We start from the raw sequence: 24,742 nt of genomic DNA, 5'->3' as shown, positions 1-24,742 counted from the left end.
GGTTCCCTTGCGCGACAACGTCACCGGGGCGCTCCCACGCGCCCGGAGATGAACACCACGGCGAAGCCGGTCAGCGCGAACGCCGCGGCCAGCCCGAGCCAGCCGGCCGGGCCGACGTCGATCACCGCGAAGGTGATCAGCGCGGGCCCGACGACGCTCGACCCCGTCAGGCCCAGGTGGTAGACCGACAGGTAGGTCGAGCGGCGGTCCTCCGGCGCCAGGGCGTAGGAGATGCCCCACGCGCCGATGGACTGCCAGATCTCGCCCAGCGTCATGGTGATGACGGAGGCGAGGACGAGCACCACGGCCCACACCGGGCCGACCTCCGGGGTGAACGCCACCAGCACGCAGCACGCGGCCAGCAGCCAGCCCGCCCACAGCTGGCGGCGCGCGGAGGGCGCGAGCCCCTCGACGCCGCGGCTCAGCGGCACCTGGAGCAGGATCACCAGCACGGTGTTGACCACCACGATCGCCCCGACGACCGCCAGCGGCGTGGACGTGCGGGTGCTGATCCACAGCGGCAGCCCCACGGTCAGCAGGATCGAGTGCAGGTACAGCACGCCGTTGAGCGCGGTGAGGGCGAGGAACTTCGGGTCGCGGACCCTGCCCACGGCCCCGGCGCGCGCCTGCTCCCCCTCCGGCTCCCCCACCGGTTGCCCGGCGGTGACCGGCAGCCGGGCGAGCAGGGCCGCCGCGGCCAGGAAGGTCACCGCGTCGGCCACCACCAGGCCGGTGTAGTACGCCGGGTCGCCGGCCGCGACGGCCCCGGTGGCCAGGACCGCGCCGACGGTGAAGCCGACGTTGCGCACCGAGCCGATCACGGCCATGGTGCGCACGCGCCGCTCGCCGGTGGACGTGGCGCCGACGAGGGACTGCGTGAGCGGGCCGCTGCTCCACTCGGCGAACCCGACCAGGAACGCGACGCCGTAGAACAGCACCGGGCTGTCGGCGAACGGGTAGATCAGGAAGCACAGGCCGCGCCAGGTGTACAGCGCCACGAGGCCCTTCTTGGGGCCCACGTGGTCGGCGAAGCGGCCGATGACGGGCACGCCGAGCAGGCCCGCGAGACCGGAGATGGTCAGGCCGATGCCGACCTGGCCGGTGGTCAGGTGCAGGGCCTTGGTGAAGAACAGGGCCGAGCCGGCGATGAACAGGCCGGTGCCCAGCGCGTCGACGAACGAGGCGCCCACGAGCCGCCGCGCCGCTCGCCCCTCGGGCACCAGTCCGGCGACGCGGGCGCGCCACCCGCGCGCCGGCGCCTGCTCCGTACCGGTCATCCAGCGCTGCCCGGGTCGGCGGGCTCGACCTTGACGGTGGCGAACATGATGTCCAGCAGCCGCGCCATGTCCTCGCTGGAGCCCGGACCGAGCACGCCGGCCAGCGGGACGTGGGCGTCGGCGTAGGTGATGGTCCGCGACACCGGCTCGTCGGGCGGGCGCTGCACCCAGCGCCGCACGAGCGGGTGCTCGGCGAAGTCCTCCGCGTGGGCGACGCGGCAGTGCGTGGAGCCCAGGGTGTGACCGGGCCAGACGAACCAGCCGTAGCGGGCGTCGGGGGCGGGCACGCGGGCGTCGATGTCGGCGCTCGCGCCCTCCACGAGCAGGCGCAGCTGCGCGTCGGGCAGCCGCACGCCGGTGGCCAGCTCGAAGGTGTCGACCACGTCCGCGCCGCCGAAGCGGGCGCCGACCTCCAGGAACACCAGGCCGTCGGGGCCCTCGATGGCCTCCAGGTGGAACGGCCCGGTGGCGATGCCGACCGCGGCCAGGCAGCGCGCGGTCCAGTCGACGACCCCCGGGTCCGCGTCGACCTGCACCGAGCCCAGCGGCCGGCCCTCGGCGAAGGCCAGGCAGGTGTTGACGTAGCGGCTGACCATCACCGCGACCACCGCGCCGTCGGCGACCAGGCCGTCCACGTGGATGATCGGGCCGTCGACGAACTCCTCGACCTCGAACTCGCCGGTGTCGACGGCGCGCGCGGCGGCCAGGGCGGCGGCGACCGTCGGGTGGCTGGTGACGCCCTCGCTGGAGGCGCCGGAGAGGGGCTTGAGCACGGTGGGGCCGTCCCACGGCACGTCGGCGGCCACCGCGGGCAGCCGCCGGCAGCGGGGCGCGCGCAGGCCCCGGGCCGCGACGGCCGCCTTCATGGCCACCTTGTCCCGGTAGGGCAGCACCTCGGCCTCGACGGGGCCGGGCACGCCCAGCGCCTCGCGCACGCGGGCGGCGGCGAGCAGGTCGTACTCGGACAGGGCGATCACCACGTCCGGAGCGGGTTCGCCGGCCAGGGCCGCGAGCACCTCGACGTCGGTCTCCCCGACGCCGGGCCGCGCGAGCCGGCGGGCCGGCACCCCGGCCGGCGTGGTCGCCAGGCGGTCGGGCACCCCGATGTAGGTGACCTCGTGTGCGTGGTGGTCGATGCTATCCGCGTAGCGGACCAGCGCGTCCGGAACGCGGTGCAGCACTAAGATGCGCATGGATGTCTTCCGGTCGGTACCTGCAAGGCAAGGCGACGCCCCGGCGTGCGATGACGGGGCCACTCCGAGCGTAGTCCAACCCGACCGGCCTGGCGTTGGACCGAACGGCCCACGAACCCTTGGTGCCGGCGCACTTCACGCGCTTATCGGCGCGATCGGGAAATCGCATGGGAACCCGCCCCAGCGGTTCGCCGCGGGGGCCGTCACCCCGGTGCGCCGGCATTTCGGGACGCGCGCGCGGAATTCACCGGGTGGTCGTCGCGGCGGCTGAGCCCCGGTCGTCGCGGCGCCCCGGGGCGCCGGTCGGGAGCGGACGGCGCCGCCCCGCAGCGCGAAGTCCACCGCCGTCGCGCCCCGGTGGCGGCGGTTTCCCGGTCAGCCGGCGATCTCGGCCTCATCGGGCACCGTGAGCGGCCGGTAGTCCTCGTCGCCCCAGACGTCCCCCGGGCCGGGGTTGTCGGGCAGCGCGGCGCCGCCCAGGCAGCGCATCACCCCCCACGCCGCGTTGAGCCCGGAGGACATGGCGTGGTCCAGCCAGCCGGGCGACCAGGCGATGTCGTCCCCGGCCAGGAACAGCGCGTTGGGCGGCTCGCCCGGCACCGCGGGCGAACCCGTGAAGTCCTTGAGGAAGTGGGCGAACAGGTCCCACTGGTAGGTGTACTCGCCGGGCCGGGAGTAGCGGCAGTAGCCGCGGAAGTTCCGCTCGTTCTCCCAGGAGATCGTGCACGCCTCGCCGGCGGCGGCCTGCCGGCGCAGCTCGTCGGCCAGCTCCGGGTGGACCTCGCCCAGCTCCCGGACCAGCGCCGCGACCCGCTCGTCCACAGTGGACGAACCGAGCTTCAGGGAGTCCTTGGACCAGGTGAAGCTCAGCACCAGCACGCCGCGCCGGCCGCCGGGCTCGGGCGGCGGGCCGTAGTCCAGGGTGTAGGCCGCCCTGGGCAGCCGGTCGGTGAGGGTGACCCCGTCCATGCCGGTGCCCTCCCAGAACGGCGTGCGGGTCACCAGCACGGTCTTGGCCGACTGCCAGTAGCTCAGCCGGCGGATCGCCCGGGTGAGCCGCGGCCCGAACGGCGCGGGCCGGCCGCTCCGCTGCGGGCGCACCTCGACCGCCGTCTCCAGCACGTGCAGCTGCGGGGTGAACACCGCCGCCGGGTACCACTGGCTCGTGCCGTCCGCGCAGTGCACCACCACGCCCTGCGCGTAATCCGCGCCGACCTCCAGCGCCACGACGGCCGGCCGGGGCGCGCCGCGGTTGACCTCGGCCAGGCTGGTCGACCGGCCGTCCGGACCGGTGGTGCGGTGGACCCAGAAAGCCTCGGCCAGGGCGCTGATCCCCTCGTCCAGCAGGTGCATCGAGGCGCCCTCGGTGGCCAGCAGCATCCGCAGGGTCTCCAGGAACGACAGGTCGTACAGGCTGTCCCAGACCGTCGTGGCGATGCCCGCGGTGCCCAGCAGGTGGGCGTCGGCCCGGCTGAGCCCCACCCCGCCCGGGTCGCGCAGGAAGCGGTAGAAGCTCCACTCCTCGAACCGGTGCACCAGGTCGGCCCAGAGCCGCTTGGCCCGCGCCCGGTCCCGCCCCCGCACCGCGTGCTGCAGCTCGAACACGCCGATCCGCCGCACCGCCGCGGTCCACCGCCGGTGCGCCCGGCCGAACCGCTCGTGCTGCGGGTACAGGTCGGTGATCCCGCCGGCGACGTAGCCGACACCGTCCACGTCGAGCACGGTCCGCGGCGTCACCTCGGCGGCGTACTCGTCCCGGAAGGGCGTCCAGCGCAGGTCGAACGCGTCGGTGTACTGGCGCAGCAGGTGGGCCGTGTCGGGGAAGCGCATGCACCCCAGCTCGACCACGGCGCTGTCGGCGGGCGACAGGCGCCGGGAGTACATGCGCCCGCCCAGCCTGCGGCCACCGGGCCCGTCCGGGTCGGCCTCCGCCTCGTAGACGATCGGGCGGCACCCGATCCGCAGCAGCTCGTAGGCCGCGGTCAACCCGCTGCCGCCCGCCCCGATCACCGCCACGGGCGCGCCCAGGGCGTGGTCGGGCAGGCGGCCGACGCGCCGCCCGCCACCGACGTACTCGGCGTAGTCGAACGGGAAGTCGACCTGCAGGTCGACGGCGGTTGGCTCGCTCACCGGGAATTCCCTCCTCGGCGCTCGGCCGGGCGCAGACCGACCTCGTCGGCCGGTCGCCGCCCGCCGCCGGAAGGCTCGGGAATGGACCGGCGGACCGTCGGCACGAGCAATCGGAATACCCGGTCGACGAGGGGGAGGCCGGGGTCGGCATTATCCGGCGCACCCGGACCGGCCGTGCTCCACACGGCCCACCCGGATCCTTGGCAACGCTTCTACCAGGGGTAACGTAACATCACCCCGGTGGCCAGTCCAGCGCCACCGGCACATCGCAGCCGATGTCGCTCGCTTGTAGTAATACCCCTGATCGTTTCCGGAGGGCCGTCCGATCTGGTTCGGCCATTACCACTCCGTCACCCCTTCGGAGCATTTCCGACACATTTCGACACAGCGGAAAGATTTATCCGGTCCCCCTGCTACGGTGACGCAGCCGAGCCGATGTCGTGACTGCCGCCGCGCGGCGGTCGGCCCGGCAACCCGCCCGTCGCGCCGTCGGCCGCTCCGGCCGGGCCCGGTCCCGGCCGGAGCGGCGCCCTGAGGAGGAGGCCGTGCCGAACGCCGACCAGCTCATCCACCGCTACGAGGCCCTGCTGCCCGTCCGCCGGCAGGTCGAGGACAACGAACTGCTCGCCGCCGCCCGGGCCGGCCGGGTGCACCCCCGCCACCTCCAGCGCCTGGTCACCGCGGAGTTCCTGACCCAGGAGGCGGAGATCCCCCGGTACGGCTCGCTGCTCACCCGGTTCAGCCACGAGGTGCCCGCCGGGTTCTTCGCGTTCGTGGCCACGAAGTTCATCGGGCAGCGGCGGCTGCTGGCCGACGCCGCCGCGGCCGACGTGGGCCTGGACCCGGAAGCCCTGCGCCGCACCGACCCGCCGCAGGCGGTGATGCAGCTCAACCAGGCGGTGGCCTGGGTGGCGAGCCACGCCGGCGCGGCCGAGGCGGCGATGGAGGTGCACACCGACTTCCAGCTGTTCTGCCCGGTGGCCGCGGCGCTGGCCGACGCGCTGCGCGACCTGGACAACGTGCCGCGCTCGGTGGTGGCCTACCTGGACAACTACCGCGAGGAACCCGCCGAGATGAAGCAGCGCCTGCCGGAGGTCGTCGGGTTCGGCCTGGCCCACGGGGAAGAGGAGTCCCGGGTGACGCGCAGCGCGGACGAGATCCCCGACCTGCTGTCGGACTACTGGCACCACATCGCCACCGGCTGACCGGCGTCGCGGGCCGCCGCTCCGGGACGGGTCCCGGAGCGGCGGCCCCGGCCTGCGCCACCACGCCCCTCCCGAGGCGCGTCCACCGCGCCGGTCCCCGCCGCCCGCACCGGTGACCACCGCGCCGCCGATCCCGCCGCGGTCACCCGCGCCACCGGCCGCACCGGCACCGGCGCCCGCGCCGTCACCCGCGCCGACAGCCGTGCCACCGCCCGCGCCATCACCCGCGCCGGGCCCGGTCAGTCCTCGTGGAACGGTCCCGACCCCGCTCCCCCGACCCCTTGACGGCCGCCGTGCCGACGTTTAGTTTCAGCTGAAAATAACCCACTTGGGGACAAACGGGAGGCCGCGATGGCCAACGTCGGACTGCTCTACGTCGGCGCCGTCCTGCTGCTCAACGGTCTCGTGCTGCTCGGCCGGCTGCCGGCCCGCTCCGCCGCCGCCCTCAACCTGTTCGTGGGCGCGCTGCAGTGCGTCACGCCGACCGTGCTCATCATCCGAGCGGGCGACGACACCGACGCCGTGCTGGCCGCCTCCGGGCTGTACCTGTTCGGCTTCACCTACCTCTACGTCGGCCTCGCGTCGCTGGCGAACCTCGACCCGGCGGGCGTCGGCTGGTTCTCGCTCTTCGTCGCCGGTTGCGCGATGGTCTACTCAGGACTGTCCTTCTGGCACGACCGCGACCCCGTCTTCGGCGTCATCTGGCTGTCGTGGGCGCTGCTGTGGGCGCTGTTCTTCCTGGTGCTCGCCCTCGGCCGCGCGGACCTCACCCGGTTCACCGGCTGGGTCGCCGTGCTGCTCAGCCAGACCACCTGCACCCTGCCCGCGTTCCTCGGGCTGACCGGGGCCTACCGCCCCGACGCGGTCGCCGGGGTGCTCGCGGCCGTGGTCGCCGTGCTGCTCCTGGGCTGCGCGGCGCTGCTCGCCTCCCGAGGCCCCCGACCCGTCCCCGCAACGGCCTGAACCACCAACCCCGCGAAGGAGAAACCCATGAGGCACGGCGACATCTCCGCCAGCCCCGACACCGTCGGCGTCGCAGTGGTCAACTACAAGATGCCCCGGCTGCACACCAAGGCCGAGGTGCTCGACAACGCGCGCAAGATCGCCGAGATGGTGGTCGGCATGAAGACCGGCCTGCCGGGCATGGACCTCGTCGTGTTCCCGGAGTACTCGACCCAGGGCATCATGTACGACCCGGGCGAGATGTTCGAGACCGCCGCCACCGTCCCCGGCGAGGAGACCGCGATCTTCTCCGCCGCCTGCCGCGAGGCCCGCACGTGGGGCGTCTTCTCCATCACCGGCGAGCGCCACGAGGAGCACCCGGACAAGCCCCCCTACAACACCCTCGTCCTGATCAACGACCGCGGCGACATCGTGCAGAAGTACCGCAAGATCATGCCGTGGTGCCCCATCGAGGGCTGGTACCCCGGCGACACGACCTACGTCTCCGAGGGCCCCAAGGGCATGAAGATCTCCCTGATCATCTGCGACGACGGCAACTACCCGGAGATCTGGCGGGACTGCGCCATGAAGGGCGCCGAGCTGATCGTGCGCTGCCAGGGCTACATGTACCCGGCCAAGGACCAGCAGGTGCTGATGTCCAAGGCGATGGCGTGGGCCAACAACTGCTACGTCGCGGTGGCCAACGCCGCCGGGTTCGACGGCGTGTACTCCTACTTCGGCCACTCCGCGATCATCGGCTTCGACGGCCGCACGCTCGGCGAGACCGGCGAGGAGGAGTACGGCATCCAGTACGCGCAGCTCTCGCTGTCCGCCCTGCGCGACGCCCGGCACTACGACCAGTCGCAGAACCACATGTTCAAGCTGCTGCACCGCGGCTACTCCGGCGTGCACGCGGCGGGCGACGGCGACAAGGGCGTCGCGGACTGCCCGTTCGACTTCTACAAGCTGTGGGTCACCGACGCCCAGAAGGCCCGCGAGAACGTCGAGGCCCTCACCCGCGACACCGTGGGCGTCGCGGAGTGCCGGGTCGGCTCGCTGCCCGCCGAGCGCGTGCACGAGGCATGACGGGATGCCGTACCTGACCGACCGGTTCCACGACCAGAACCGGCAGCGCCTCGCGGGTGACGGGCGCGACCCGTCACCCGCGGCGGTCGCCGCCCGGCTGCGGACCAGGGTGCTGGGCCAGGACCGGGCGGTGGACGCGGTCGTGCGCGCGATCGCCCTGGCCCGGGCCGGCGCGCACGACCCCGGCCGCCCGCTGGCCAACCTGCTGCTCGTCGGCCCGACCGGCGTCGGCAAGACCGAACTGGTGCGGCGGGTGGCGGCGGAGCTGCGGTCCGGGCCGGACGACCTGTGCCGGGTCGACATGAGCGCGCTGGCGCAGGAGCACTACGCGGCGTCGTTCAGCGGGGCCCCGCCCGGCTACGCGGGCAGCAAGGAGGGGTTCAGCGTCTTCGACCGGTCCACCGTGGAGGGGGACCCCTACACCCCCGGCGTCGTGCTGTTCGACGAGGTGGAGAAGGCGCACCCGACCGTCCTGCGGGCGCTGCTGCACGTGCTCGACGCCGGCGTGCTGCGGCTGGCCAACGGCCAGCAGACCGTGTCGTTCCGCAACACCTTCGTCTTCCTGACCTCGAACCTGGGCTCGGCGGAGCTGGCGCGCCGCTGGCGGCGGCCGTGGCGGGGCGACCACGCGGTGATCACCGACGCCCTGCGCCGGTTCTTCGACCCGGAGTTCCTCAACCGGATCGACGAGGTGGTGGAGTTCTCCGCGCTGGGCCCCGACACCGCGCGGGGCGTCGCGGAGCTGGAGGTGCAGGCGCTCGCCCGCCGGATGCGCCACCGGGGCGTGCGGCTGGACGTGGCCGAGGAGGCCGTTCGGCTGCTGGCGCGGCGCGGCTTCGACCCGGTGTACGGGGCGCGGGCGGTGCGCCGGCACGTGCGGACCGACCTCGCCGCGCCGGTCGCCGACGAGGTGCTGCGCGTCCGGCCGGTCGGCACGTCACCGGTGCGGGTGCGGGTGCGCGTCCACGAGGGGAGGGTGATCGCCGAGGCCGAGGCCGAGGCCGTCACCGACGCAGACGCGGACGCGGACGCCGCAGCCGAAGCCGACGCGGCGGGGTGACCGCGGGGGCCACGCCCGACCCCGGCCGCCGCCGCGGCGACCGGGGTCGGGCGGCGTCGCGGGCGCTTTCCCGCGGCACTCCGCCGGTCCGCGCCCTATTCTGTTACAGAACTACGTGACGCGCATCACATATTACTCATCACAAGGACTTCCACCAGCGCTTTCGCCGGATAGCCCGAATCTATTCCGCAGGAGTTCTTTCACAGTCGAAGAGAATGCTTCGGCCGTATCCGGTAATCGGCTGTTAACGTCGGTTCAGGTGCCGCCCCGCGGCACAATCAGGTCGAATCCGACATTGTGGAGAATTGCCATGACGAAGCTCGCGCGTGTTCTGGGCGCTGCCGTGGTCGCGGGCGCGGCCACGGTCGCCCTCACCGGGGGTGCTGCGCAGGCCGTCCCCAACACGGTCCACCTCTACACCGGCACCGAAGCGCTCTGCGAGAAGATCGGCGACGGTGGCGTGGCCAACGACGTGTTCGACTCCTACGAGTGCAAGAGCGGCGTGGGCGGCTACAGCACGCTGGTCGACCCGAGCAACAACCTGCTGGCCAACGTCCCGGTCTTCACCGACTCCGAGGACGTCTGCGAGACCGTCGGGCTGAACGGCAAGAACAACGGCGCGTGGAGCGCCTACGGCTGCCAGCTCGGCATCGTCGGCTGGACCCTGCTGGTCGACCGCTGGTGAACCCGCGGCGCTCCGGGCCCGACGCGGCCCGGAGCGCCGCCGCACCCGCCAGGTCCGCCGAAGCGGTGTGCCGGAAATCGGCCAACCGGGCGGGAGATGTCGCGCAACCGGCGCGCCGGCCGGTGAACAGGCAAAACACCGGTTCCCCGATTCCGCTCGACACAGCCGCACCGCCTCGGCCGGACCGTGCCGGGGACTTCCGCGCCGGCGCGGTGGAGCGCCGCCCGAATACGCCTGCCGCGCGGTTTTCCGAAAGGCGCGGAAACGACATCCGCGCCACGGCGCGCGTGCCCCGAGCGCCGACGCGGCGCCCTCCCGGCTCCGGGCGCCGGTGGCGGCGCGGCGGGTGCTCGCGAGAGCCGCGGCGGACTCGCGTCCCCCGGCCGCCGAGGCGAGCCGGTGGCCCCGGTGGGCGACCGGGGTCGCCCGCGGCGCGCCGTCCTGGCCGGACACCCGGCGCCGCCCGGCTCGCGCCCGCTGTGGACGGCCGGACCGCCCGGCGCCGCATCCCTTGCGCGTCGGCCGTTCCGGCCCGCACGCGCCACCCGGTGTGCTCTAGAGTGGAAGCGCGACCACGTCACCGGCGGCGGCGCGGACGGCGCCCGGGGCTCACGGGCCGCTACGGGAGTGACAGGGAGCAGGAGCGTGGGAGGCAGGAGTCCGGCGCGTCCCGCGCGCAAGCCCACCCTCCAGGACGTCGGGCGCCTCGCGGGGACTTCGACGGCGGTCGTCAGCTACGTGCTCAACGGCGGGCCCCGGCCGGTGTCGGACAAGACGCGGGTCAAGGTCGAGGAAGCGATCCGGATGCTCGGCTACCGGCGCAACCCCCTCGCCGGCGCGCTGAGCGGTGGCCGCTCCAACCTCATCGGCCTGCTGGTGCCCGACACCGCGAACGCCTTCTTCGGCGAGCTGTCGCGCTGCGTCGAGGCGGAGGGGCGTCGCCGGGGCCTGCTGACGCTGCTGGGCAACACCGGCTACCGCCCGTCGCTGGGGGCCGACTACGGCGAGGCGTTCTCCGAGCTGCGTCCACGCGGGATCTTCGTGACGACCGGGGAGCAGCCGCGGCAGGAGGACGAGACCCCGCGCGTCTACGTGCAGTGGGCCGCCCCCGACGCCACCTCGCCGAGCGTGACCTTCAACGACTTCCAGGGCGCGCGCCTGGTCGTGGAGCACCTGCTGGAGCACGGCTACCGGGACGTCGTCTGCCTGGCCGGGGAGATCGAGGCGGGGCCGGCGGTGGGCCGGGAGGGCGGCTGGCGCCGGGCGATGGAGGACGCGGGCCTGCCCACGCGGGGCAGGCTCGTCCGGTCCTCCTTCGACCGGGTCGAGGCGGAGCGGGCGGTGCGGCAGGTGCTGGAGGGCGCCGACCGGCCGCGGGCGATCTACGCCACGACCGACGAGCAGGCGCTGGTGACGATCCGCACGGCGACGAACCTGGGGCTGCGCGTGCCCGACGACCTCGCGGTCGTGGGTTTCGACGGCATCCGCGAGGCGCGGCTGGGCGGCTTCCCGCTCACCACCGTCCGCCTCCCGCTCGACGAGCTGGCGGTCCGCGCCTTCGACGCCCTGGACGAGACCTTCTACGCGGGCGGGGCGCCGGGCGCGTCGGTGGTCCTGGACGGCACGCTCAGCATCGGCGTGACGTGCGGGTGCGAGCACGCCGCCGCACAGCCGGACGGGTGACGGGTCCGCACCGGAAAGCCTTGTGCCGCCGGGGCTTCAGGCCGCGCACCCCGCCGCGTGAGCACGCGGCGGGGTCGGCGCCCCTCGGCGCGCCCTACGGCTTGGGCGTGTGCTCGTCCGACCCGTAGTTGGGGCTCAACGACAGGGCGCTGAAGCGGAACGGCCGGTCGACGCGGGTGAAGCCCAGCGGGCAGTGGCGGACGCCCGCGGGGAGGTAGACCGAGCCGCTGGTCGTGATCGTGTGGCGGACGCCCTCGATGTCGAGGTAGATCTCCGCCCCGAGGTCGTCGGGGTCGGCGGGGTCGTTGCCGTGCCAGATCAGGACTTCGTCGTAGTCGTGCTCGTGCTCCTTCACCCACTGCACGGGCTCGTCGCACTCGCCGATCCACGTGTAGGTCAGGTGGATCTTGCTCTCGGGCACCTCCTGCGAGCGCATGAGGGCGAGCGCCGGGCCGACGTTGTCGGGCTCGACGACGCCGGCGGCGGCTCCTTCGTTGACGAGGTCTTCGATGCAGTTGGGCATCTTCCTCACGAACAGGTGCTCGTACGGACTGGTCATCGTCCCTCTTCCTCCACGTGGTGCCCCCTGGGCGGTCGGGCCGAGGCTAGCAGCGTTCTAATCGCTTAGAAAGGTCTGCGCGACCCCCTTCCGCAGGACTGAACCTCGTCGTACTCTGTGGCGAAGTTCATCCGGGATCGGCCACGGGGAAGCCGATCTAAAGGCTTAGAACTCTGCCTACCGTCCACTTGGAACTGGAGTCGCCCAGTGTTGCGCAGACCCCCACGCCCCGGGCCGGGCGCCCCGGCCGGCCGCTTCCCGGCCAGGCTGCTCGGCGTCGCGACCGGCGCCGCCCTCGCCGCCGCGGCCCTCGCCGGGTGCGCCCCTCCGGAACGCGCCGGGGCCGGCGGGGGCGGCACGCTCCGCATCGCCGCCGCCACCGACCCCGGCGAGAGCCTGAACCCCTACGCGAGCAACCAGAGCCCCACCCAGCAACTGCGCAGCGCGCTGCTGTACGAGGGCCTCACCCGCACCGACCCCACCGGGAAGCCGGAGTGGCGCCTGGCCACGGACATGACCCCGAACGCGGACTTCAGCCAGTGGACGGTCCGGCTCCGACCCGGCGTCCGGTTCACCGACGGCAGCCCCTTCACCTCCGCCGACGTGGTGGCGAGCATCGGCTACCTGCGCGACCCCGCGCACGCCGCGCAGGGGCTGGCGCTCATCGAGAAGATCGACCCGGGCGCGGTCGAAGCGGTGGACGAGCTGACCGTCCGGATAGGACTGACCGAGCCCTTCGCCCCGTTCAAGGAGGTCTGGGCGAACGTCCTGCTCCCCATGACCAAGGCGGGCTCCGCACCGGACAACCCGATCGGCACCGGCCCGTTCGCCGTCCGGACCTTCACCGCCGGGCGGCAGTCCGGGCTCGCGCGCTTCGACGGCTACTGGGGCGACAAGCCGAAGGTCGGCGCGGTCGACATCGTCGAGTACCCCAGCCAGCAGGCGCAGGCGAACGCCCTGCTGTCCGACCAGGTCGACATCGCCTCCGGCGCGACCCCGACCATCGCGAAGTCGCTCGCGGACAGGGACGACGTCGAACTGCTCGACAGCAAGGGCGACTTCACCCTGCGGATCGGGTTCAACACGGCGGTCGCGCCCTTCGACGACGTGCGCGTGCGGCAGGCGCTGCGCCTGCTGGTCGACCGCCGGCAGGTCGTGTCCAACGCCTTCGGCGGGTACGCGCGGGTGGCCAACGACCACGAGGGCGGCACGCCGCAGTGCCCGGCGCCCGACCTGCCCCAGCGCGAGCAGGACGTCGAGCGGGCGAAGGAGCTCCTCGCCGAGGCGGGTCGGAGCGACCTGTCGTTCGCCATCACGACCGACGGGCTGCTGCCCGGGATGCAGGAACTGGCCCAGGTGTTCGCCGAGAACGCCGCCGAGGCGGGCGTGCGGGTCGAGGTCGACGTCGTCACGGTGCCGGAGCTGCTGTCCAAGTGGGGCCAGTGGCCCGCGTTCATCGACTTCAACCCGGTCCCCTACCTGCCCACGGTCATCGGGGGTCTGCTCCCCGACCGCGTCGGCAACGCCACGCACTGGAACGACCCCGGTTTCGTCGGGCTGGCCGAACAGCTGTTCCTGGCGCCCGAGCAGGAGCAGTGCTCGATCATGAACCGGATGCACCGCATCGAGCACGAGAGCGGGGCGACGATCGTGCCCGCCTTCGTCAACGTGCTGATGCCCCACCGCAGCGACGTCCGCGGGCTGGTGCCCGACGTCAACGGCCGCCCGCTGTCCTTCCTGACCGACGTGACGGTCGGGAGCTGACACCCACCCCACCCCCGCGGGAGGGGCGCCGGACCGGTCCGGGAAGGCGCCCCCACCGCACCCGAACGGCGAAGGTTGTCATGTCTGAACAGGCGGCGCGGACACGCGCACCCCACCGCGGTTCCCCACCGGGACCGGGCAGCACGACGATCCCGTGGCCGGTCCGCCGGCTCGGCTCGGGCGTCCTCGTGCTGTTCCTGGTCTCCGTGCTGCTCTTCCTGGTGACGCAGGCGCTTCCGGGGGACGTGGCGCGGATCGTCCTCGGCAAGGACGCGACGGCCGACCAGGTGGCGGCCCTCCGGCAGCAGCTGGGGCTGGACCAGCCGCTGGTCGCCCAGTACTGGAACTGGCTCACCGGGGTGCTCACCGGGCAGATGGGCACCTCGCTGGAGAACGGCGAACCGGTGGCCGACATCATCGGGCCGCGGATGGCCAACTCGTTCGCCCTGGGCCTGACCTCGATGGCCCTGATCCTCCCGATCGCCGTGCTCCTCGGCGTCCTCACCGCCCGCCACCGCGACAGCGCGCTGGACAAGGTCTTCGTCGCGGTGTCCTCGCTGTTCACCGCGCTGCCCGCCTTCGTCGTGGGGATGCTGCTGATCGCGCTGTTCGCCACGTCGGTGCTGGACGTGCTCCCGGGGGTCTCCACCATCCCGCCGGGGGACCTGCCCTGGTGGTACCCGGCGGAACTGGTCCTGCCCGTCACCACCCTCACGCTCATGGGCGTCATGTACCTGGGGCGCCTGGTCCGCGCCTCGTTCATCGACGCGATGGACAGCGAGTACGTGCAGACGGCGCGGTTGAAGGGGCTCAGCGGTCGCCGCGTCCTGCTCCGCCACGCCCTGCCCAACGCGCTCGCCGCCGCCCTGCCGGCGGCCGGCCTGGTCGCGGCGGTCACCATCACGGGCGTCGTCGTGGTCGAGCACGTCTACTCCTACCCCGGCCTCGGGACGGCGGTGATCAGCGCCGTGAACTCCCACGACCTGCCCGTGATGCAGGCGTGCATCCTGGTCCTCGCGACCACCTACTACCTGTTCAACCTCCTCGCGGACGTCTTCGCGGCCATGAGCAGGTCACGATGAGGGAGGAAGCCGTGACGACGAACCCGACACCCGGCCTCGCGCCGCCGATCCCGGTCCCCGCCGCGCCACCGGCCGCGGTCGACGCGCCGGCGGGCGGGAGGGCGGGCCGCACGGTGCTCGGACGCGCCCTGCGCACCGGGCAGGCGCGGCTCGGCCTCGCGCTGCTCGCGGCGGTCGGGCTCCTGGTCGTGGCGGGGCCCTTCCTCGCCCCGCACGCCCCCGACGCCATCGTCGGGCAGCCGCTGGCCGGTCCGGGCGGGCGGTTCCCCCTGGGCACCGACGTCCTCGGCCGCGACGTCCTGAGCCGCCTGCTCCACGGCGGCGTGCACCTGACGTGGATGGCGCTGCTCGCCGCGGCCCTCGGGGTGTCGCTGGGCTGCCTCGTCGGCCTCACCGCCGCCTACCGGGGTGGCGCGGTGGACGCGGTGCTCATGCGCGCCATGGACGTCCTGCTCAGCTTCCCCGAGATCGTCTTCGTGCTGCTGTTCGTGTCGGTGCTCGGCCGCAGCACGCTGCTGACGGCGGTGCTCGTCGGCGTGGCGTTCGTGCCCGGCGTCTCGCGCGTGATGCGCGGAGCCGCCTTGCCGGTGGTCGGCGGCGAGCACGTGCTGTGGGCGCGGGCGAACGGGTTGCCGCCGGGGCGGGTCCTGCTCCGCGAGGTCCTGCCCGGCGTGACCTCGCCGCTGATGGTGGAGACCGGGATGCGGCTGGTCTGGGCGGTCTCGGCGATCTCCTCGCTGAGCTACCTGGGGTTCGGCATCGCGCCGCCGGCGGCGGACTGGGGCCTGATGGTCGGCGAGAACCAGGACGGCCTGCCGATCGCGCCCCTGCCGGTCCTGGCGCCGATCGCGCTGATCCTGATGATGGCGCTCGGGGGCAACCTCGTCGCCGAGTCCGTCGCCCGCGCGGTGGGCCGCACCGGGGGGAGGAGCTGACGTGGTGGCGGAGGTGGAGGTCTCGGGCCTCACGGTGGTGCTGGACGCCACGGGGAGCGCCATCGTCCGGGACGTCGGTTTCCGGCTCGGCCGGGGCGAGGTCATGGGCGTGGTCGGCGAGTCGGGCTCGGGCAAGAGCACCCTCGCGCTGGCCCTGCTGGGGTTCGCGCGCAAGGGCGCGACGATCACCGGCGGCCGGGTGGTCGTCGACGGCGTCGACCTGCTCGCCCTGCCGGAGGCGCAGCTGCGCCGCGCGCGGGGCAGCAGGGTCGCCTACGTCCCGCAGGACCCGGCGACCGCGCTGAACCCGAGCCTGGCGTTGGCGACACAGCTGACCGAGGGGCTGCGCGCGCCCCGGCGCGAGGCGCTCGTGCGCGTCCGGCGGCTGCTGGACGACGTCGGGCTGCCGAGCGACGACGCGTTCCTCAAGCGCCGCCCCCGGCAGCTCTCCGGTGGCCAGCAGCAGCGCGTCGCCATAGCGATGGCGGTCGCGGCCGGGCCGCGGCTGATCGTGCTGGACGAGCCGACGACCGGTCTCGACGTCTCCACCCGGGCCCGCGTGCTGGAGGTGGTGCGCGAGCTGTGCCGCGAGCACGACATGGCCGCGATCCACGTCTCCCACGACCTCGCCGTGGTCGCCGAGGTCGCCGACCACGTCACCGTCATGTACGGCGGCGAGGTCGTGGAGAGCGGCACCGACCGCGACGTGCTCACCCGCGCCGCCCACCCCTACACCCGCGCCCTGCTGGCCGCCGTGCCGTCCGCGACCCACCGGCACCGCCTGGTCCCCATCCCCGGCCGCGCCCCCGGTGTCGGGGAGGACCACCGGGGGTGCGTCTTCGCGCCGCGGTGCGGTCACGCCGTGGCCGAGTGCCGGGGAACCCGCCCCGGACTCGTCCCCGGGCCGTCCGGGACGCTGGCGCGGTGCCTGCGCGTGGACGAGGTGGTGCGCTCACCACGGGTCCTGCCGCTCCCCCACGACAAGCGCGTCGCTCCCGGGGACGCGCGGGGCGTGTTCTCGGTCTCCGGGCTGAACGCCGGCTACGGCGGCAGGCAGATCCTGTTCGACGTGTCCTTCGACCTGGCACGCGGCGAGTGCCTGGCGCTCGTCGGCGAATCCGGCAGCGGCAAGACCACGATGTCGCGCTGCCTCGTGGGGCTGCACGAGGAGCAGCGGGGCACGCTGACCTTCGAGGGCCGCCCGATCCCCGCCGCCGCCGGCAAGCGCAGCAAGGAAACCCGCCGCGAGGTGCAGTACGTCTTCCAGAACCCCTACGGCTCGCTCAACCCGCACCGCAGCGTGGAGGGCAGCCTCCTCGTGCCGCTGCGGCACTACTTCGGGGTCAGCGCGCGCGAGGGCCGGCAACGGGTCCGGGAAGCGCTCGAACGCGTGGAGATCCCACCACGCCTCGCCGACCGCTACCCGGCCGAGCTGTCCGGTGGGCAGCGCCAACGCGTCGCCATCGCACGCGCCCTCGTGTGCGAGCCGAAGCTCCTCATCTGCGACGAGGTGACTTCCGCCCTGGACGTGTCGGTGCAGGCGGCCGTGGTGGAACTGCTGCGCTCGTTGTCGGGGGACGGGTTGTCGATGATCTTCGTGACCCACGACCTGGCGGTGGTGCGCAGCATCGCGGACAGCGTGGTCGTGCTGAACCGGGGACGGGTCGTCGAGTCGGGCCCCACCGACTCCGTGCTCACGGCCCCCTCCCACCCCTACACGCAGGACCTGATGGCCGCCACCCTCGACGTGCCCGAGTTCGAGCACACCAATTAGCACCTGCTCGCGGCTTGCAGTTCTCGGCTTTTCCGCACGCCCCGTGCAGACCGGTTGCTTCGTGTTCTCCCCGTACTGATCTTCAATTGTTGGGGTCTGTGGTGGCTTGTGTCGGTGGGTGGGGCTGTCCCGGGGGTACCCGTGGGGTATGCGCTATCCCGATGGTGGTGGCCTGACCGGACGGGAACGGGCCCGACGTGAGGCGGTGCGGATGCAGGCCGCCGACTGGTTCGAGCGTGGTGTGGGCGCCTGCGAGGTCGCTCGTGGTCTGCGGGTGTCGACCAAGTCCGCCTATGCCTGGCGGCGTTTGTGGCGTGCCGGGGGCCGGCAGGCCCTGCGCTCCAGGGGGCCGGGCGGGCCGGACTGCCGTCTGGACCGGGCCCGGCTCGACCGGCTGGTCCAGGCCCTGGAGCAGGGGCCGGCCGCCCACGGGTACACCGAGGATCGACGCTGGACCCTGGCCAGGGTCGCGGAGCTGGTCGCGCGGTTGTTCGCGGTGCGCTACACCCCGGCCGGGATGTCGCTGGTGCTGCACCGCATCGGTTACAGCCCCCAGGTGCCGGCCCGGCGGGCCGACCGCCGTGACGAGGCCGCGGTCACCGCCTGGCGGCGGGAGTCGTGGGCGCGGGGAAAACCCTAGCCGCGGACCTGGGCGCCTGGTTGTGCTTCGAGGACGAGACCGGCTGCAACACCCGCCCGCACAAGGCCCGCACCTGGGCAAGGCGCGGCCACACCCCGGTCCTGCCCTACTGGGCCGGTTCCCAGGGTCGGATCTCGGTGGCCGGCCTGCTCTGCGTCAAACCCGGCGAACGCACCCGGCTGCTGCACCGGGTGCTCGTGCACCACCGCCGCCGCAGCCCGCCGGCCCCGCGCAGCTTCCTCGAGCGGCACTACCTCGCGCTGCTGGACGACGCCCACCGTCGCCTGGGCGGCCCGATCGTGCTGATCTGGGACAACCTCGACCGGCACATCAGCGCCCGGATACGGCCCGCCCTCGCCGCCCGGGACTGGCTGCACGTGATCCGACTACCCGCCTACGCCCCGGAACTCAACCCGGTGGAAGGGGTGTGGTCACACCTCAAACGCGGTCTGGCCAACCTCGCCCCCGTCGGTCTGAACGACCTGGTCCCGATCGTGCGCCGCCGACTCCGCCTCATCCGGAACCGGCCCGACCTGCTCGACGGATTCCTCGCCCACACCGGCCTGACCCTCACCCCCGAACCAACCTGACCCCAACAATTGAAGATCAGTATGGCCTGCCCGGAGGGCTACCATGCTTTTCCTGGGGGTGCAAGCACGCTTTTCGCTTGCACCCCCCAAGAAAGCATGGTTGTCTTTGACAGGTCATGCGGGGGGAACACGACCGCCCTTGCTCTTCCTCCTCCTTGGCGGCCTGCCTGTCCGGCGAGGACTCTTTTAATCCCTTCAGCCTCGGGCGGTACAGCACCAAATCTCACCCGGATCGGTGCGCGGCACAAGTATGAAGAGCGGCCGAGAGGCCCCCAAGGAGGAGGAAAAGAAAGAGCGGTCGTGTTCTCCTCCCCGCACGGCCTGCCAGAGGCAATCAGGTTTTCTGGGGGGTGTCAAGCGAAAAGCGTGCTTGACACCCCCCAGAAAACCTGATCGGGCTGCGCCCAGGCCGTACGGGGAGGAGAACACGAAGCGACCGGTGTGCGCACTGGGTGCGCGGTCCCTCGTGCCAAGTGCAGGGGTGCACCTTTGTCAACTGACAACGGGTTCGGGGGGCGTGTCGGGGGTTTGGCGGCGGTTAGCGTGTGTGGATCAACACTTCGGAGGTGGCATGTACCACACACCGATCCGTCGTCGGCGCGGGCGACCCGCACTCCTGGTGGCCGCGCTGTTCTCCGTCGCCGCGCTGACCGCGGGCAACGCCGGCGCGCTCGCCGCGCCCCCCGAGGGACCGCCGCACCCCTGGCAGTACGACCACTGGCCGCAGCAGCAGCCGTGGCAGGAGGCCCGGGACCCCGCCCGCGTGGCGGCGCAGGCCGGTTTCCCGGGTCCGATCGACCCGCAGAACTGGGTCAACCCCGACCACATGACGTGGGAGCGCGACTACCGCGGGATTCCCGGCACCAACTGGGCCGACCCGACCGTCAAGGGGTCGGTGCGGACGTTCAAGGGCGCGCTGGTGCTGCTGGACTACCCGAACCAGCCGTTCGTCGTGACGCAGCCGCGGGAGTCGACGGTGTTCGGCAACCCCAGCGCGGAGGCCCACGACATCCCGCGCGACCGGGTCGCGCAGTTCTACCAGGACTTCCTCAACAAGCCGAACGAACTCAACCGCGGGCACACCGTGCACGAGTACTGGATGGAGGACTCCGGCGGGCGCTACGGCGTCGACCTGACGGCGTTCGGCCCGTACACCATGCCGGGCGACGACCACGAGTACGCGATGGAGTTCCAGGAGGGCTCCGGCTGCCCGGCGGGCGACCGGTGCGACCGCGACCTGCGCACCGACGGCCGAGCGGCCTGGGTCGCCGATGTCGGCTCCGCCGTCCCGGCGGGGTTCGACTTCGTCTACTTCCTGTCCGCCGGCCAGGACGAGTCGGGCACCTGGCAGGAGTTCGGGGTGATGAAGTTCCCGACGAAGGAGGACGTGCCCGACGAGTTCGGCCCGCCCGACGACGCCCTGCCGAACTGGTCGCGCACCCGGTACGTCGACTGGACGTCGTGGGCGGCGGGTTCGAGCCTGTGGCCCAACGCCGGCAACGGCTCGTCCACGCAGGCGGAGAGCTCCGGCCAGGGCGTGTACGCCCACGAGCTGAGCCACCTGCTGGGCATCGGCGACAACTACAACAACCCGTACGGCAACCCGCCGCGCCGCGCCTACACCGGCATCTGGGACATGCTGTCCCGCGGCTCGTTCAACGGGCCCGGCGGCCCGCACTCCCGGTGGGTCGTCCCGGCGACCGCGGGCGGGTCCATGGGCGCCCAGCACGTGCTGCGCAACAAGATCAAGCTCGGCATCGTGGACGAGCGCAACGTGCTGCGGCTGTCGCGGGAAGCGCTCGCGGGCTCCGGCGTGGTGGTCGCCCGGGTCACCGCCCGGACCGTGCAGCCGGGGCCGGAGGGGCTCTCGGGCGTCAACGTCGAACTCGGCGCCGGCGACCTCTCCCCCGCCTGCGACGTGCGGACCGACCCGCTCTGCGACGGCGGCGGCTACCAGAACTACACCGTCGAGGTCGTGGACCGGATGGGCTCGGACTCGTTCACGCCGGACGCGGGCGTGCTGCTGGCCAAGACCAAGAACGAGGACCGCGCGCCGTTCGCCTGGGTGGTCGACGCCAACCCGCAGGACATCGGGATGACCGACTACGTCCTGCCGGACGGGACCGGGGTGCCCATCACGATCGGCGACTACCGGCAGCTGTCGGACGCCCTGTTCCACGCCGGCACGAACTCCGGCAGCGAGTACGAGCACGTCGACCGGGCCAACCGCCTGCACTTCTACGTCCTGGGCGTCGAGCGCGACGACCGGGGCGTGCTGTCCTACACGGTCGCCATCCGGTCGCTGGACGGCGCGGGCCCGCAACAGCGGGGCGTGCGGGTCCTGCCCACCGCCGGCCGGACCGGCTCGGACGGCGTGGCGACGTGCCGGTTCCCGCTGCTGAACACCGGTCGCGGCGCGGTGGCGGCCGGGGGGCACCCGGAGGACGTCCGCCGGTACCTCGGCAGCGACGTCTACCGCGTCTCGGCCACCGCGGAGGGCCCCGGCTGGGCGGTGGCGGTGCCCAACGAGCTGGCCGCGGCCGAGGCCGGCCGGCTGGTCCAGGTGCCGGTGCACGTGAAGCGGGCCGGCGGGCCGCCGCTGACCAGGGTGACCCTGAAGGCCACCTCGGAGAGCGACCCGTCCAAGACCTCCACCTCCACCTGCACCGTGTTCGGCCGCTGACCCCGGATCCGGGGGCGGGCGCGCGACGCGCCCGCCCCCGGCCGCATCCGTCGCCGCTACTCCGCATCAGTGCCTGGACGCCCGGTGGCTCCGAGGCCAGGATCGGCCCATGGCGAGCGGCTACGTGTACCACGAGTTGTACGGCTGGCACGACACGGGGACGCACGCGCGCCTGGCGCCCGCGGACTCCCGGCGGGGCATCCAGCCGTACCGGCACATCGAGAACGACGACGCCAAGCGCCGGGTGCACGAGCTGGTGGTGGCGACCGGGCTGATCGACCGGCTGACCCGCCTCACGCCGCGGCAGGCCACCGACGAGGAGATCCTGCTCGTGCACACGCCCGGCCACCTCCAGCGGCTGGTCGACGCCAACGACACGGGCGGCGACGGCGGCGACGGCGGCACCCCGTTCGGGCGCGGGTCGGTGGACATCGCGCGGCTCGCGGCCGGCGGCGTGATCCGCGCCGTGGAGGCCGTGCTGGACGGGGAGGTGGACAACGCCTACGCCCTGGTCCGCCCGCCGGGCCACCACGCGGTGCCCGACTCCGGCATGGGCTTCTGCCTGTTCGGCAACATCGCCATCGCGGTGCAGGCCGCGCGGCGGTCGCGCGGCGTCGAGCGGGTCGCGGTCGTGGACATCGACGTGCACCACGGCAACGGCACCCAGGCGGTGTTCTACGAGGACCCCGCCGTGCTCGCCCTCTCGCTGCACCAGGACCGGATGTTCCCGTCGGACTCCGGGTTCCTCACCGAGCGCGGCGCCGGGGCCGGTTTCGGCTACACCCTGAACCTGCCGCTGCCCCCGGGCACCGGCAACGGCGGCTACCTGGAGGCGGTGCGCCGGGTCGTGCTGCCCGCGCTGCACCGGTTCCGGCCGGACCTGGTGGTGGTGGCGGCGGGCTTCGACGCCAGCGCGCTGGACCCGCTGGGCCGCATGATGGTCACCCCCAAGGGGTACCGCGAGATCGCGAAGATGGTGGTGGGCGCGGCGGAGGAGCTGTGCGACGGCCGGGTCGTGTGCGCGCACGAGGGCGGGTACGACCCGGCCTACGTGCCGTTCTGCGCGAACGCCGTGATCGAGGTGCTGGCGGGCGTCGAGGACCCGCTGGACGTCCCGTTCGGGTTCGACGACCTGGGCCAGCAGGAGCTCCAGCCGCACCAGGACGCCGCCATCGCGGCGGCGGAGGAGCTGCTCGGCGACATCGGCTGACCGGGCCCGTCGGGTGGTCCCGACGTCGCGGGACCACCCGACGGGCCTCCGCTCGCTGCGGATTGAGCACTCCGAGTAGAGGAGTTCGTTCACAAACCACCGGATCGTGTTCTGGTCACGGGTCGGAACGAAGAGTGGAGTGGAGTTCCCACCACCGAGCGAAAGTTGGCCTCCCGTGATCGACACCGCCGGCGTCGAAGCGCTGAAGTTCCAGGGCGACCCGCTCGCCGACGCCGTCATCGCCGACCTGGTCGCCACCGGCCGGATCGGCGCGGTCAACGAGGTGCTGGAGCACTTCCGCACCAACGACCAGCCCATTCCCGAGCAGCTGCCCGACCCGGTGCGGCAGTTCCTGATCGCCACCGACGCCCCGCCGGAGTGGGTGGACCACGACCGGGTGGCGCGGGCCTACGAGTTCTTCGTCGACGACGGCGTGCACGTCGCCTCGGTGCTCACCTTCGGCGCGATGGTCAACTGCTACGCCCAGCCCCGCGCCTCCCGCGCGCTGACCCTGACGCACGGCCTCAACCAGCCGCACCGGCGGCTGTCGGAGACCTCCCAGTTCGTGATGTACATGATGGGCCGCGACGCCTTCGGCTCCGGGGGCTCGTTCGTGCCGGCCATCCAGAAGACCCGCCTCATCCACGCCGCCGTGCGCCACTACCTGACCGCGTCGGGCCGCTGGGACGTCGCCGTCGACGGCGTGCCGGTGTGCCAGCAGGACATGGTCGGCGCCCTGCTGATCTTCTCCGTCCAGGTGGTCGAGGGGATGCGCCGCATCGGCATCTCGGTGACCGAGGAGGAGGCCGCCGACTACTACTACGTCTGGCGCGTGGCCGGGGCCATGCTCGGCATCCCCGTCGAGGCCCTGCCCGAGTCCCTCGACGACGCCCGCGAGTTGAGCGCCACGATGGTCGAGGCGTCCTACGGGCCGTCGCCGGAGGGGCAGGTGCTCACCCGCCACCTGCTGGACCTGTACGAGCGGCTGTTCCCCGGCAAGGTCTTCGACGGCGTCGTGGCCGCCATGGTGCGCCAGGTGGTCGACCCCGAGGTCGCCGACTGGATGCAGGTCCCGAACTCGCGCGGCTGGGCCGGCGCGGTGCGGCTGGGCACCCGCCTGGTGCGGGCGCTGGAGCGCTCCGAGGACAACAGCGCCCTGGCCACCGCGATCCTCGACCGCGCCGGCGCGCTGCTGCTCGGCGGCAGCGTCCGCAACCTCACCGACGGCCAGTCCACCACCCTCAGCATCCCGACCGACCTGCAGGAGCGCTGGACGGCCGGCGGCCGGTGCCCCGCGCCCGCCGGGGCGGAGCCGGCGGGCGGGCCGGTCCCCTCCGGGTCGGCCTGACCGGCTGCCCGGGGCCGGGTGCGGTCACTTCACCCCGGAGGTGACCAGGAAGGGCGGGTGCAGGGCCTCGGCGGGGCGCTCCACGTCCAGCAGCGAGCCGGGCGGCGCCTCCGCCGGGGCGTCGGCCCCGCCGAGCAGCGGCGCGGCGCAGGCGATGTCGCCGAACCCGGCCCCGGCCAGCGCGGCCCGGTACGCGGAGCGGGGCCAGTGGTGGTCGGCGAGGTCGAGCACGCCGCCGTCGGGCAGGTGCAGCCACGTGGGGCGCTGTTGGCCGGGCCGGTAGCGGGCGCCCGGCTCGCCGGTGCGGAAGGTCGAGAAGCGGATCCCGGTGGCGTCGGGGTTGACGTCGAGCACGGCGAAGCGCCCGCCCGGCCGCAGCACCCGGTGGACCTCCGCGCAGACCTCCCGCAGCCGGTCGGCCTCGGCCACGGTGACGAACACGAAGCAGCACAGGGCGGCGTCGACCGAGTCATCGGGCAGGAACCGCAGCGAAGCGCCCTCGACCAGGTGGTACGCCACGAGCGGGTGCGCCCGCCGAGCCCGCGCGATCGCCAGCATCCGGGCCGAGATGTCGACCGCGTGCACCCGCGCCCCGTACCCCTCGGCCACGCGGAGCGCGACCTTGCCCGGTCCGCAGCCGTAGTCGAGCACCGTGCGCACGTCGGGCGCGCCCAGTCGCAGCGCCGAGAACGCCGTCGGGTACCCCAGCACCCGTTCGGGCAGGTCGTCGTATTCCTCGTACCCGGCAGCGATTTCCTCCGCGCTGGTCGACACGGCGCTCACGCCCCTCCACGCGATCCGGACCGATCGCCACTGTAACCCCGCGCCGCCGCGGCGCCCGGGTGAAACCCGGTGCGCCCCCGGCCGGGCCGGCGGGCGCGGAACTCCGCGTCCCC

20 protein-coding genes are annotated in these 24,742 nt (G+C 73.3%); 15 read left to right on the top strand and 5 right to left on the bottom strand.

Annotated features, from left to right (window positions below):
• Positions 1-20: 20 nt before the first annotated feature.
• The 3 genes from JOE68_RS28685 to JOE68_RS28675 all read right to left on the bottom strand — a co-directional run bounded on the left by JOE68_RS28685 (position 21) and on the right by JOE68_RS28675 (position 4,600).
• Positions 21-1,277: an MFS transporter gene (locus JOE68_RS28685; RefSeq protein ID WP_204845491.1), complete on the bottom strand. Its 1,257-nt coding sequence runs from the start codon at positions 1,275-1,277 to the stop codon at positions 21-23.
• Positions 1,274-2,470, bottom strand: coding sequence for an ATP-grasp domain-containing protein (locus JOE68_RS28680; RefSeq protein WP_204845490.1), 1,197 nt, complete (start codon positions 2,468-2,470; stop codon positions 1,274-1,276). The genes JOE68_RS28685 and JOE68_RS28680 overlap by 4 nt, the downstream gene beginning before the upstream one ends.
• Positions 2,471-2,845: 375 nt before the next feature.
• A complete protein-coding gene (locus tag JOE68_RS28675) occupies positions 2,846-4,600 on the bottom strand; it encodes a flavin monoamine oxidase family protein (protein WP_204845489.1) in 1,755 nt (584 codons plus the stop codon).
• Positions 4,601-5,145: 545 nt separating this feature from the next.
• Between JOE68_RS28675 and JOE68_RS28670 the strand changes: the two genes are divergently transcribed.
• The 6 genes from JOE68_RS28670 (at position 5,146) to JOE68_RS28645 (ending at position 11,261) form a co-directional block, all read left to right on the top strand.
• Entirely contained in the window at positions 5,146-5,805 is a 660-nt protein-coding gene (locus JOE68_RS28670) for a hypothetical protein (RefSeq protein WP_204845488.1), read from the top strand.
• Between the two features lie 351 nt (positions 5,806-6,156).
• Positions 6,157-6,768: an AmiS/UreI family transporter gene (locus JOE68_RS28665; RefSeq protein ID WP_204845487.1), complete on the top strand. Its 612-nt coding sequence runs from the start codon at positions 6,157-6,159 to the stop codon at positions 6,766-6,768.
• A 27-nt stretch (positions 6,769-6,795) separates the two neighbouring features.
• Positions 6,796-7,833: an aliphatic amidase gene (locus JOE68_RS28660; protein WP_204845486.1), complete on the top strand. Its 1,038-nt coding sequence runs from the start codon at positions 6,796-6,798 to the stop codon at positions 7,831-7,833.
• Between the two features lie 4 nt (positions 7,834-7,837).
• Complete coding sequence (locus tag JOE68_RS28655; protein WP_204845485.1) at positions 7,838-8,893, top strand: AAA family ATPase; 1,056 nt, start codon at positions 7,838-7,840, stop codon at positions 8,891-8,893.
• A 310-nt stretch (positions 8,894-9,203) separates the two neighbouring features.
• Positions 9,204-9,578 (top strand): hypothetical protein, encoded by a 375-nt coding sequence (locus JOE68_RS28650; RefSeq protein ID WP_204845484.1) that lies wholly within the window; start codon positions 9,204-9,206, stop codon positions 9,576-9,578.
• 645 nt (positions 9,579-10,223) lie between these two features.
• The gene (locus JOE68_RS28645) at positions 10,224-11,261 is read left to right on the top strand and encodes a LacI family DNA-binding transcriptional regulator (protein ID WP_204845483.1); all 1,038 of its coding nucleotides are present in this window, start codon (positions 10,224-10,226) and stop codon (positions 11,259-11,261) included.
• Between the two features lie 94 nt (positions 11,262-11,355).
• On the opposite strand, the gene JOE68_RS28640 is transcribed toward JOE68_RS28645, so the two are convergent.
• A complete protein-coding gene (locus tag JOE68_RS28640; RefSeq protein WP_204845482.1) occupies positions 11,356-11,820 on the bottom strand; it encodes a hypothetical protein in 465 nt (154 codons plus the stop codon).
• Positions 11,821-12,027: 207 nt separating this feature from the next.
• Here JOE68_RS28640 and JOE68_RS28635 point away from each other — a divergent pair, with 207 nt between their 5' ends.
• From JOE68_RS28635 to JOE68_RS28595, 9 genes are all read left to right on the top strand, one after another.
• The gene (locus JOE68_RS28635; RefSeq protein ID WP_204845481.1) at positions 12,028-13,584 is read left to right on the top strand and encodes an ABC transporter substrate-binding protein; all 1,557 of its coding nucleotides are present in this window, start codon (positions 12,028-12,030) and stop codon (positions 13,582-13,584) included.
• 80 nt (positions 13,585-13,664) lie between these two features.
• On the top strand, positions 13,665-14,666 hold the full coding sequence (locus JOE68_RS28630; protein ID WP_204845480.1) for an ABC transporter permease: 1,002 nt from the start codon (positions 13,665-13,667) through the stop codon (positions 14,664-14,666).
• The gene (locus JOE68_RS28625; RefSeq protein WP_204845479.1) at positions 14,663-15,601 is read left to right on the top strand and encodes an ABC transporter permease; all 939 of its coding nucleotides are present in this window, start codon (positions 14,663-14,665) and stop codon (positions 15,599-15,601) included. Before JOE68_RS28630 ends, JOE68_RS28625 begins: the two co-directional genes overlap by 4 nt.
• 1 nt (position 15,602) lies before the next feature.
• A complete protein-coding gene (locus tag JOE68_RS28620; protein WP_204845478.1) occupies positions 15,603-17,375 on the top strand; it encodes a dipeptide ABC transporter ATP-binding protein in 1,773 nt (590 codons plus the stop codon).
• Positions 17,376-17,523: 148 nt separating this feature from the next.
• The gene (locus tag JOE68_RS28615; RefSeq protein ID WP_204840485.1) at positions 17,524-18,015 is read left to right on the top strand and encodes a winged helix-turn-helix domain-containing protein; all 492 of its coding nucleotides are present in this window, start codon (positions 17,524-17,526) and stop codon (positions 18,013-18,015) included.
• Positions 17,994-18,605: a transposase gene (locus tag JOE68_RS28610; RefSeq protein WP_307819415.1), complete on the top strand. Its 612-nt coding sequence runs from the start codon at positions 17,994-17,996 to the stop codon at positions 18,603-18,605. Before JOE68_RS28615 ends, JOE68_RS28610 begins: the two co-directional genes overlap by 22 nt.
• 571 nt (positions 18,606-19,176) lie before the next feature.
• Positions 19,177-21,288: a M6 family metalloprotease domain-containing protein gene (locus JOE68_RS28605; RefSeq protein ID WP_204845477.1), complete on the top strand. Its 2,112-nt coding sequence runs from the start codon at positions 19,177-19,179 to the stop codon at positions 21,286-21,288.
• 109 nt (positions 21,289-21,397) lie between these two features.
• Positions 21,398-22,498 (top strand): histone deacetylase-like amidohydrolase, encoded by a 1,101-nt coding sequence (locus JOE68_RS28600; protein WP_204845476.1) that lies wholly within the window; start codon positions 21,398-21,400, stop codon positions 22,496-22,498.
• Between the two features lie 175 nt (positions 22,499-22,673).
• Positions 22,674-23,846 (top strand): oxygenase MpaB family protein, encoded by a 1,173-nt coding sequence (locus JOE68_RS28595; RefSeq protein WP_204845475.1) that lies wholly within the window; start codon positions 22,674-22,676, stop codon positions 23,844-23,846.
• Positions 23,847-23,870: 24 nt separating this feature from the next.
• On the opposite strand, the gene JOE68_RS28590 is transcribed toward JOE68_RS28595, so the two are convergent.
• Positions 23,871-24,629 carry a class I SAM-dependent methyltransferase gene (locus JOE68_RS28590; protein ID WP_204845474.1) on the bottom strand — a complete coding sequence of 253 codons (759 nt, stop codon included), beginning with the start codon at positions 24,627-24,629 and terminating at the stop codon, positions 23,871-23,873.
• Positions 24,630-24,742: the final 113 nt, after the last annotated feature.

It is taken from the genome of Saccharothrix algeriensis (genome assembly GCF_016907655.1).
Taxonomy (GTDB): Bacteria; Actinomycetota; Actinomycetes; order Mycobacteriales; family Pseudonocardiaceae; genus Actinosynnema; species Actinosynnema algeriense.
Note: the sequence above shows the minus strand (reverse complement) of the source record. Positions and strands in the feature narration are given on the sequence as shown.